A 9,602-nucleotide genomic window follows, 5' to 3' on the forward strand; every position below is an offset into this window, starting at 1 on the left:
AAAATTTCTGACACCCCCAGGCCGCGCCGCCTTTGGGAGCCCTCCGGGCTCCAGCGCAGCCTGTCGGCAGCGGCTACAAAAGCGCTGCAAGACAATTGCTCCCACAGTTCTCGGCAGCACCGAAACCCCTGTGGGAGCGGGCTGGTCCCGCGATGGCCGCGACGCGAAGCAGGCTAGTGCGCCGTCACCCGCTGCCTCACCGCCGAATTGCTCGGCGACAATGCCAGCGCCAACTGGGTGCGGTTGTGCATGTGGGTCAGGCGCAATACCTGCGACACATACAGCTTCACCGTGTTCTCGGTAATGCCCAGCTCGCAGCCGATCTGGTAGTTGGTCTGGCCCTTGCCAACCAGCCGTGCCACCGCCAACTGCCGGGGCGAGAGCTTGCCGAAGATCACCGGCACCTCTTCCAGCTCATCCCCCTCCGGGATGCCCGCCGCCAAGGTGCGCGCCTTGCCCAGGTCCTGGTACAGGTCGTCGATGGACGCCGCCAGGTCCTGCAGCTTTTCATTCAGATGCCCCAGGTGCTGGAAGCTCTTCTGCCGCTCCTGCAACACCGCCTCCTGACGCTGCAGGCCCTCTAGCAGCTCCGTCAGGTCCACCGGCTTCTGGTAGTAATCGGCAAAGCCCTCGCGCAGGGCCTTGATCACGTCCTGCTTGTCCGCCCGGCCGGTCAGCATGATCGCCTCGAACGGCCGCTGCTGCTGCGCCGCAATCACCTTGAGCGCACGCACCAGCTCGATACCATCGCGCTCGGGCATGTGCAGGTCGCACACCACCAGGCCAATCCGCTCGTCATCGGCGAAGCGGGTGATCGCCTGGACACTGGACTGGCACGGCACACAGCGATATCCGCTGCCCTCAAGAAACTCGCATAACTCCTCGACAATCAACGGCTGATCATCGACCACCAACACTTTCACTGGGCTTACTGGCTTGTTCACGCGCAACTCCCTGCTCGTTAAACCTCCCCCTGCTGACGGCCTGTGAAATTCCTGCGCCGAAGGCGTGTGGGGCATAGCCCAAAAGTAGTCGCACTTTGCAACTATGTACAAGGTTTGGCCCCGTTAAATCAGGGGCATCCGACTAGTGGATCCAAACACTGGCGAGCAAAAAGCCGGCCAGTAGAAACGGCGCAAAGGGTTGTTTTTTTGACGATTCATCGCCCCACGCCTTAAGACGGTTCTTAACCTTCTGACTCAGAAGGGACCACAGCCAACGCCGGCTCAACAACCACAGCACCAGCGCCACCCCCGAGCCGATAATCGTCCCCAGCAAATACTGCCGATCGGTGGCCAGGGCCAGGGCTGCGAGCAACTTCACATCCCCCGCACCAAACTGCCCGAGCATGTAGCCCGGTATGGTCAGCAGAATCACGAAAGCCAGCGCCCAGCCGGCTTCTTCAGCGTCGGAGCCGATCCAGGTATGCCCGGTAACGAAGAGGAAGATCAAGGCGCAGAGACCGACGCCGAGGGTGAGTGTGTTGGCAATCTGGCGCTCGCGTACATCCTGTTCGGCACACAACGCGAGCCACAACAGCAGGACAATACTTTGCATTGGCGAAATGCCATCCCTTGGTGGTGAATGAATCTATGTTGTTAGACAGGTGTCCCTGTCAGGGTAGACGCGATCATGAAAGCAAGCCTTGGAAGACGGCAAAAAGGTGCGGCGGCCATCGAGTTCGCCTTGGTGTTCGTGATCTTCTTCGCGGTGTTCTACGGGCTGGTCAGCTACAGCCTGCCGATGCTCATGGTGCAATCGTTCAACCAGGCCAGCAGCGAGGCCGTGCGCCGCTGCGTGGCCCTTGACCCGAGCAGCGCCACCTACCAGGCGGACGTAAAAGCCCTGGCCCAGACCGTGCTGGAACAACAGCTGGCATGGATGAGCGGGCCGCTGAAATTCACCTTCGCCACCGACGCCAGCGTCACCCTCAGCGCCGCCAACCTGCTGACGGTGAACATCAACTACAGCAAGACCAAGCTCACCTCGGTGATGCCGGTACTCAAGCTGCCGGTGATCGGTGAAGTGCCGCGCCTGCCGCAAAGCCTGGGCGCCCAAGCGAGCCTGCAACTTTGAGCGGCGGTGCGGGTTTGTTCGAACGTTGGCGCGGCCGCCCGGCCACCCCACTGGCCATCGAGCCCGAAGCACACGCGCCGCCCGGCGTTGGCCTGCAAGTGTGGCTCGACGGCCAGGGCCGCGTGCTGCGCTTGGGCGGGCCGCTGCGCACGGCGTTGGCGCTGGCGCGTGAGGTCAATGCGCGAGTCCACGACTATGTCCAGGCGCACAGCCTGCTGGTGCTGGAGGGCGACCCCGCCGACTGGCAGGGCCAGCCGCTGGACCTGGATTTCAAGACCGCCAGCGGCAACACCCTGCATACCCGTGGCTGGCTGCTGGCCCAAGGCGAAGCGTGGCTGTTGCAGCTGTTCGACGTCGGCGACCTGATGCAGCAACAGCGTCACGCTGGCGAGTTGCAGCGCCAGCAACACCTGGCCCTGGAGCTTACCGCGGCACTGCGCGATTGCAGCCTGGAGCGCCTGGCGCAAGTGGCGGGTGAACAGTTGCAACGCCTGGCCTGGCATTGGCACTCGGCGTGGACTGCGCTGTTGTTGCACGGCGCGGCAGGCTGGCAGACCTTCGCCCGCAGCGAAGCCGAATTGCCCTGGGCCGACGATGCCCGCCTGAGCTTGCAACTCGACCGTCTGGAGCCCGGGCACCTGCTGTACAGCGGTGATGTGCCGGCCTTGCAGGCGTTGTTCCCGGGGAGCGCGTTCTACCTGTTGGCCTATGCCCAGCAGCATCAGGTGCGGGCCTGGGTGTTGTGCGCCGCGCCTGCGCAACCCTTGCGGGTGGACGAGGCGCAGGTGCTGCTCGGGGCACTGGCCGAACCGCTGCTCGGGCGCCTGGCCGGGCACCACCTGCAAGCCAGCCAGCAGCGCCTGGATTCGGTGCAGGGCTTGCTCGGTGCCGGCTGGTGGGAATGGTCGCTGCACGAGCCCTACCTGTACCTGGCGCCAGGCCTGGCAGCGAGCCTGGGAGTGGCGGCGCAGTTGAGCCTGGCGACCTGGCTGGCCCTGATTCACCCGGCCGACCGCGAAGCCGCGCAACTGGCGTTCACCAGGTTGCAACGCGAGGGCGGCGAGCTGTTGGTGAGCGTGCGCCTGATCCCCGAAAACGCCGCGCCGGTTGCACGCTGGTATCGCCTGTGCGGGCAGGTCCAGGGCGAGGGCCATCAGCGGCGGCTGCTCGGCTTCATGCTCGACATCAACGACATCAAGCAGCAGCAACAGCAGGCCAGTGCTGCCCACGCCCGCCTGGAAAACCTGATCGCCCAGTCGCCTGCGGTGATCTACATCCAGCGCTATGACGCCGGTGCACTGCACGCCGAATTCTTCAGCGCCAGCCTGACCCCGCTGCTGGGCTGGCCGACGCAAGCGGACGAGTTGATCAAGCCAGCCGAGTGGGTGCACCCCGACGACCAGCCGCTGTGGCTGGAGCGCTCGCGCCTGTTGCTGCGCGAAGGCCATATGCGCAGCCGCTATCGCCTGCGCGACAGCCATGGCGATTACCACTGGGTACTTGATGAGGCGCGCCTGCTGCGTGATGACCTGGGCCTGCCGGTGGAGGTGGTCGGGCTGTGGCTGGACGTGACCGAGGCGACCCTGGCCGATGAGCGCACGCGCCAGAGCGAGGAGCGCTATCGGGTGCTGGTGGAGGACTCGCCGGCGATGATCTGCCGCTATCGCCCCGACCTGAGCCTGGTGTTCGGCAACCAGCCGCTCGCCGATTGCCTGGAGTGCACGCCTGAGCAACTGGCGGGCATGAACCTTGGGCAGTGGATGTCGCCGACCCAGCGCCAGGCGTTCCTCGAACGCCTGGGCACGCTCACCGCGGAGCACCCGTTGAGCAGCGCCGAAGTCTGCCTGCAACTGCCGGGGCGGGCGTTTGCCTGGTGGGTCTGGTCGGACCGTGGGCTGTTCGATGCACAGGGCAATCTGCTCGAAGTACAGGCGGTCGGGCGCGACAACACCGAGGTGCGCCGCAGCCAGCAGCAACTGCTGCAAAGCGCGAAAATGGCCACCCTTGGCGAAATGGCCACCGGCCTTGCCCACGAGATCAACCAGCCGCTCAACGTGATGCGCATGGCCGTGGTCAACACGCTCAAGCGCCTGGAGAACGGCGAGGTGCAGGTGGACTACCTGCAAGACAAGCTCAAGCGCATCGATGCCCAGGTGGTGCGGGCCTCGAAGGTGGTCGACCACATGCGGGTGTTCGGCCGGCGCTCGGAAATCGAACAGCAACTGTTCGAACCCTGGCAGGCCATCGAAGGGGCCTTGTCATTGCTCAGCGATGGGTTGAGCGGCAAGGGCATCGAGCTGAAGGTGTGCGCGCCGCTGGCCGGCAGCCCGGTGCGTGGGCATGTCGATCAACTGGAGCAGGTGCTGATCAACCTGATGGTCAATGCCCGCGACGCGCTGGCCAGCCGGCGCGAAACAGACCCCAAGTTCAAACCCTGGATTGCGCTCAGCGCCGAACAGGATGCCGGCAAGGTGCTGATTTTTGTCGAGGACAACGCTGGAGGCATCGACCCGCGCCTGTTGGACCGGATCTTCGAACCCTTCTTCACCACCAAGCCCAGTGGCGTTGGCACGGGCCTGGGGCTGTCGGTAAGCCATGGCATCGTCGCCGACATGCAGGGCCGCCTGAGTGCGGCCAATGCCGATGAAGGCGCGCAGTTCTGCATCGAACTGCCGCTGGCTACTGCACCAGCATAGGTCGCCCATCGCATTGCAGGTTGGCGCCGACTTCGAACTGATTGAGTTGCACCCCCAGCAGTGACAGTACGTTATCCAGCAACGGGTCGAGCAACGGGCTGAGCAGCCCGGCGATCAGCGCGCCCAGGGTGTTGTTGACCTGAGTGAGCACGCTTGCACTGATGTTCAGCAAAGTGCTCAGCAGGTTGGGGCTGGGGCTGGCAAAGGCTTGTACCTTGACCCCGGCCAAAGTCGCCTTGAGGCTGCCGACGATGGGCGCATTGACGGTAGTGAGGTACACCGGCTTCTTGCCGATGTTCAGCAGCACCGAGGCGGGTGGCTGGTACAGCAGGTTCTGGCTGGCGCTGGCGCCGGGGTCGTTGGGCAGCACTCTAGAGTCGACCTTCAGGCCCAGCCCGCCGCCTGCAAAGGGGGTACGGGGGCCACAGGAGCCCAGCCCGAGAATCTTCTGGCATTTCATGATGCCGATATCGATCAGCGGCAAGGGGGCGACGGTAGGGAGGCTTGCCGGGTTGAAGGCATCGCCTGTGATGGTGCCGACCTGCAACACCACGCCTGCGGTGTTGGTTTGTGCCGTGAGTGTCTTGGTGGGCTTGCAGCTGTAGTCCACCACGCGGCTATTGGCGCTGGCGACTTCGATGTTCACGTCGATCGACGGATTGCCCGGCATTACCTGCGGGTCGATCATGTCGCACTTGCTGCCCAGCAGGCACAGCACTGAGTCGATGGTGGCGACCAGGTCCAGGTGCAGCAGGCTGTTCAGCGCACCGGTGAGCGGGCTGATGATGCCGTTGAGCGCAGTCAGCAAGCCGTTGACCGCGTTGAGCAGCGGTAGCTTGATCGAGAGCACCGTGCGTATCTGCGCAGTCTTGACGAAGATCTGGTTGGGGCCGGTAGGGTTGAGCTTGGCCAGGGCCGGGTCGCCGACATCGGAAAACTGCGCTGCCTGGATCACCCGAGCCTTCACCGTGACACTGAGCAGGCCGGGAATGCCCACTGAGGTCAGGTCGATGGCGGCGGCGCTGTTCTTGGAGGCGAGTTCGATCAACGCCTGCGCCAACTGGAACAGTTGCACCGTGGCGCCAAGGCCTGCGCTCGGCGTACTGCCATTGAGGTTGAGGATGTCGCCCAGCTTGACCAGCGGCGAGTTCTGGCTGGCGACCTGCAGGTTGAGCAGGCTGCTGATCACATCAAGTGTGGAGCCGGCCTTGGTCGCGGCGGTAATCATGGCGCTGACCAGCGAGGTGAGCTTGGCATCGGTGTTCAGCAGTTCGTCGAGGGTCCCGGCCTGTAGCTTCAGTTCGATTTTGGCGGCATCAAGAAAATCCAGCAGGCTGATGTCGGTGCCCAGCAAGCCCTGGTAGCCCACGGCGTTGATGTTCAGGTTGCCCCCCAGCATCTTCGAGAAGATCGAATTGAGCAGCAGCGAACGGTCGGTGTCGACATTCAGCAGGTTGCTGCGCAGGGTCAGCGCGGCCAGCGGTGGCGGTGGCGGGGTGGCTACCGCCGTGGCTTGCAGGATAGTGGTGGGGTTACCGTTGCCTTTGAACAGGCTGATGATGCCGCTGGCGAAACTGGAGGGTACCTCACGCTGGGCGATCACCCGGATGGCTTCGGCAATGGCGTTGTTCTGGGCGAAGCTGCGCTGGCTGGCAGCGCCGGTGCTGACCTTGCCGCATGCGACCAGAAAGGCGTGCTCCACGGCAGGGTCGAAACCGTTGCGCTTGGCGGCCGCTTGCGCCGTGCTCAGGGCATTGGCCCCGGTGCCGGTACACACCGCCCGTTGCCCGGCGGCTTCCAGCGCCGACATGTCGACCACCCGCTGCAACTTGCGCTGCTCCAGGTACAGCCGCCCGCTGTCGACCACCAGCAGGCTGAACAGCACCGCCAGCCCCAGCGTCAACGCCGCCATCAAGCCAATGGCGCCGCGCTGCCTTGCAGCGAAACGGAAAGACACGTGCACTCCCTTGCCGGCGCTTGGCCGTGCGCGAACGCGGTGCGTTCAGGAAGTGTAGATCAAGATAATGGCCAGTCGCCTTTACTTGGTGACCGACCATCGTGGTTCATTTCGGCGGGTAGTTGGCCATCAGTTTCATGACCGTGTTCTGGATCGCCGTACCGCGCTCTTCCGGGCTTGGTGGGTAGCTGTTCATGATCTGTTCGGCACTGCCGCGCCATACCAGCTTGCCGTCGCGGCCGTCGAACATGTCGACCTGGATGGTTGCCACCTTGTAGTCGACGCTGCGGGTTTCGTTGTACATCGGCCCGCCCCAGTAGCCGCCCCAATAGCCTCCCCAGGCGCCGCCATAGTTGGTGGTGATCTGTTGCTGGCGGTCCTCGACGATCAGGTAGGCCTTGATCTTCAGGTCACCGGCAGTGCCCGCTTGCGCGGGGCGCAGGCCGCGCTGGTCAAGCTGGCCGGCAATGGCCTGGCGGATGCGTTGTTCGGTGAGGTCGCTCTTGATGCGCGGGTCATCCGGGCGGTATTGCAACGCCGGTTCCTGCCAGACCCAGCTGCGGTACGCGGCGAAGTCGCGGCTGGCATCGAAGTCCTGGACGACGTTGTTGCTCTGGCAGGCGGCCAGCAACGTCAGCAACGCGAGTACAGCGAGACGGCGGAACATGATGATTCTCCGATGGCTTCAGTTAGCTGGGAGGATAGCTGCTCAGGGCTTTTTGCACGGCTTCGCGGATCGCATCGGCGCGTTCGCTCTGCGAACCCTGGCTGGCGGTTTCGGCACTGGCACTCCAGACCGGCTGGCCGTTGCGGGCATCGAACAGGTCGAGCTGCACCACCATGACTTCCACTTCGTAGGTACGCACGATGGGCACGCTGCCGTACACGCCGTAGCCATTGCCGTAGCGGCCATAGCGGTCGTAGCCGACACCGCCGTAGCCACCGTAGGGGGCGTAGTCCTCGCGCACCTGGCGCAGGCGCCGTTCCACGCGCAGGTCGGCGCTGACCAACAGGTCGCTGCGCGCATCACGGGCGGGGCGCAGGCCATGCTGGTCGAGGGCCGAGCCTACGGCATCGGCGATTTCGGCGGAGTCGATGAAGGCGCTGCCGGCCGGGAGTTGGCCATTGCGCCAGGTCCAGTTGCGGTAGCGGCCGTAGTCCCGCGCTGGCGCCGGGTAGGCGCTGGCATCGAAGGTGTTCGCTGCCTGGGGCGGTGCCGGCGGCAGCGGATTGGAGCTGGCGACATACGGGTTGCTGCCCTGGCAACCCGCCAGGGCCAGGCCCAACAAGGCCATGATGAAACGGTATGGCATACGGCACTCCCGGCAGGTTCGAGGGGCAGTCCTCAGCGCGGTCGGCACATCCAGTGCAGGTAGCGGCCCAGGCCGGCGTAGGCTGGGTGACGGCGGTGTTCCAGCTCCATTTCCAGCAGGTCGAGCAGCTCGGCCTTGTCCTGGAAGTCCTTGGGCATGTAGTCGTGGAAAACCCGCACGCCGCTCTCGCTGGTCACTGTCCAGAGGCTTTCAAGGTGCGCCTTGAGTTCACGCGGATCAAGTGGTTTCTGCGGGGTCAGGCTCTGCTTTTCGCCGGCCAGGGTGTTGCGTCGCAGCTTGCGGAAATGGCCCTTGAGCAGGTTGCGGTAGACCAGCGCGTCGCGGTTGTAGAAGGCCAGCGACAGCTGGCCGTCGGCGCGGGTCAGCTGGTGCAGCACGGGCAGGATGGTCTCGGGTTCGGCCAGCCATTCGAGCACGGCGTGGCACAGCACCAGGTCGTAGGGTTCGGTGAGTTGGCCGAGCAGGTCTTGCCAGGGTGCCTGGATGAACGTGGCGGTTTGGCCGGCGGCGGCGAAGCGTTCGCGGGCGCCGTCGAGCATGGGGGCGGCGGGTTCGGCGAGGGTTACCTGGTGGCCGCGTTCGGCGAGCCACAGGGCCATGTGGCCCAGGCCTGCGCCGATATCCAGCACGCGCAGCGGGCGGTCGGGCAGGGCTTCGGCGAGGTCGGCCTGGAGCACGGCGAGGCGGATGGCGCCTTTGGCGCCGCCGTAGATTTTTTCGGCGAAGCGGGTCGCCAGTTCATCGAAATGACGGTCGTTCATTTGGCAAAGCGCCTTTCGCTGTCGGCCAGTTTGCTGCGCACCACCTGTTCCATGTCCAGGCCCAGTTCGCTGCACAGCAACAGCAGGTAGAGGACCACGTCGCCGACTTCCTGGCCGGCGTGTTCCAGTTGGTCGGTAGACAGCGTGCGCGACTGATCCTCACTGAGCCACTGGAATATTTCCACCAGCTCGGCCATCTCCACGCTGGCGGCCATGGCCAGGTTTTTCGGGCTGTGGAAGCCGCGCCAGTCGTTGGTGTCGCGGATGCGGTGCAGGCGTTCGGTGAGTTCTTGCAGATTCATGTTGGGGGGCTCCTGAAGGGGTATAGCTTCAGGGGCTTGTCCTGGGAGTGCAAGTGTTGCTCAAGAGCATCGCCGGCAAGGCCGGCTCCCACAGGGTTAGCAGCGGCCCGAGGACCTGTGGGAGCCGGCGTTGCCGGCGATGAGCCCCTCGCTGATAGGTTGGGTAGCCTTTTTGTGTTCGCTGCTGCACGCCTTTGCCAGCCCGGTCAGTTGGCAATCCAAAAAGCGCTAGCCTGCCAAATCAATTTGTAGATACCGTCTTGCCCGTCACCGGGCAAGCGCTAACTTCGGGTCATAAGGTTGGCCCGATTTCAGCACCCCAAAGACGATATGCAGCATTTTGCGCATCACGGCACAGACGATCTGCTTGCCCGCTTTTCCTTTAGCCTTCAAACGGGCCTTCATCGCCATCATTGGCTCACTCATGTTCATTGCTGTGATGCTGGGTAGATACAGCGCCTTACGTATGCGCCCCG

The 9,602-nt window shown here is 64.3% G+C and carries 9 protein-coding genes and 1 pseudogene; 2 read left to right on the plus strand and 8 right to left on the minus strand.

The features are described 5' to 3' along the window. Positions 1-173 precede the first annotated feature (173 nt). Together M5G11_RS25355 and M5G11_RS25360 are read right to left on the minus strand one after the other, a co-directional pair. On the minus strand, positions 174-944 hold the full coding sequence (locus M5G11_RS25355; RefSeq protein WP_273913655.1) for a response regulator transcription factor: 771 nt from the start codon (positions 942-944) through the stop codon (positions 174-176). Positions 945-1,086: 142 nt separating this feature from the next. Next, positions 1,087-1,557, minus strand: a complete 471-nt coding sequence (locus tag M5G11_RS25360; protein ID WP_273913656.1) for a prepilin peptidase — start codon at positions 1,555-1,557, stop codon at positions 1,087-1,089. A gap of 75 nt (positions 1,558-1,632) precedes the next feature. Here M5G11_RS25360 and M5G11_RS25365 point away from each other — a divergent pair, with 75 nt between their 5' ends. Both M5G11_RS25365 and M5G11_RS25370 read left to right on the plus strand, forming a co-directional pair. Further along, positions 1,633-2,076: a TadE/TadG family type IV pilus assembly protein gene (locus M5G11_RS25365; protein WP_273913657.1), complete on the plus strand. Its 444-nt coding sequence runs from the start codon at positions 1,633-1,635 to the stop codon at positions 2,074-2,076. Beyond that, entirely contained in the window at positions 2,073-4,772 is a 2,700-nt protein-coding gene (locus M5G11_RS25370) for an ATP-binding protein (RefSeq protein ID WP_420793867.1), read from the plus strand. Before M5G11_RS25365 ends, M5G11_RS25370 begins: the two co-directional genes overlap by 4 nt. On the opposite strand, the gene M5G11_RS25375 is transcribed toward M5G11_RS25370, so the two are convergent. From M5G11_RS25375 to M5G11_RS25400, 6 genes and pseudogenes are all read right to left on the minus strand, one after another. Further along, positions 4,756-6,729, minus strand: a complete 1,974-nt coding sequence (locus M5G11_RS25375; RefSeq protein WP_273913658.1) for a TadG family pilus assembly protein — start codon at positions 6,727-6,729, stop codon at positions 4,756-4,758. The two genes, M5G11_RS25370 and M5G11_RS25375, sit on opposite strands and share 17 nt — an antisense overlap. 106 nt (positions 6,730-6,835) lie before the next feature. Further along, positions 6,836-7,396, minus strand: coding sequence for a DUF4136 domain-containing protein (locus tag M5G11_RS25380; RefSeq protein ID WP_273913659.1), 561 nt, complete (start codon positions 7,394-7,396; stop codon positions 6,836-6,838). A 22-nt stretch (positions 7,397-7,418) separates the two neighbouring features. Beyond that, positions 7,419-8,042, minus strand: coding sequence for a DUF4136 domain-containing protein (locus tag M5G11_RS25385; protein WP_273913660.1), 624 nt, complete (start codon positions 8,040-8,042; stop codon positions 7,419-7,421). A 32-nt stretch (positions 8,043-8,074) separates the two neighbouring features. Beyond that, positions 8,075-8,824, minus strand: coding sequence for a methyltransferase domain-containing protein (locus M5G11_RS25390; RefSeq protein ID WP_273913661.1), 750 nt, complete (start codon positions 8,822-8,824; stop codon positions 8,075-8,077). Beyond that, complete coding sequence (locus M5G11_RS25395) at positions 8,821-9,126, minus strand: MazG-like family protein (RefSeq protein ID WP_273913662.1); 306 nt, start codon at positions 9,124-9,126, stop codon at positions 8,821-8,823. Before M5G11_RS25395 ends, M5G11_RS25390 begins: the two co-directional genes overlap by 4 nt. 267 nt (positions 9,127-9,393) lie before the next feature. Further along, positions 9,394-9,602: pseudogene (locus tag M5G11_RS25400) on the minus strand (IS110 family transposase); the annotation flags it as partial.

This window comes from Pseudomonas fontis, from assembly GCF_028656955.1.
In the GTDB taxonomy this organism is placed as follows: Bacteria; Pseudomonadota; Gammaproteobacteria; order Pseudomonadales; family Pseudomonadaceae; genus Aquipseudomonas; species Aquipseudomonas fontis.

What these genes read in the sequence shown, in the direction of transcription:
- M5G11_RS25385 (WP_273913660.1), bottom strand. Translation starts at nt 8,042, where the DNA reads ATGCCATACCGTTTCATCATGGCCTTGTTGGGCCTGGCCCTGGCGGGT.
- M5G11_RS25365 (WP_273913657.1), top strand. Translation starts at nt 1,633, where the DNA reads ATGAAAGCAAGCCTTGGAAGACGGCAAAAAGGTGCGGCGGCCATCGAG.
- M5G11_RS25360 (WP_273913656.1), bottom strand. Translation starts at nt 1,557, where the DNA reads ATGCAAAGTATTGTCCTGCTGTTGTGGCTCGCGTTGTGTGCCGAACAG.
- M5G11_RS25395 (WP_273913662.1), bottom strand. Translation starts at nt 9,126, where the DNA reads ATGAATCTGCAAGAACTCACCGAACGCCTGCACCGCATCCGCGACACC.
- M5G11_RS25380 (WP_273913659.1), bottom strand. Translation starts at nt 7,396, where the DNA reads ATGTTCCGCCGTCTCGCTGTACTCGCGTTGCTGACGTTGCTGGCCGCC.
- M5G11_RS25390 (WP_273913661.1), bottom strand. Translation starts at nt 8,824, where the DNA reads ATGAACGACCGTCATTTCGATGAACTGGCGACCCGCTTCGCCGAAAAA.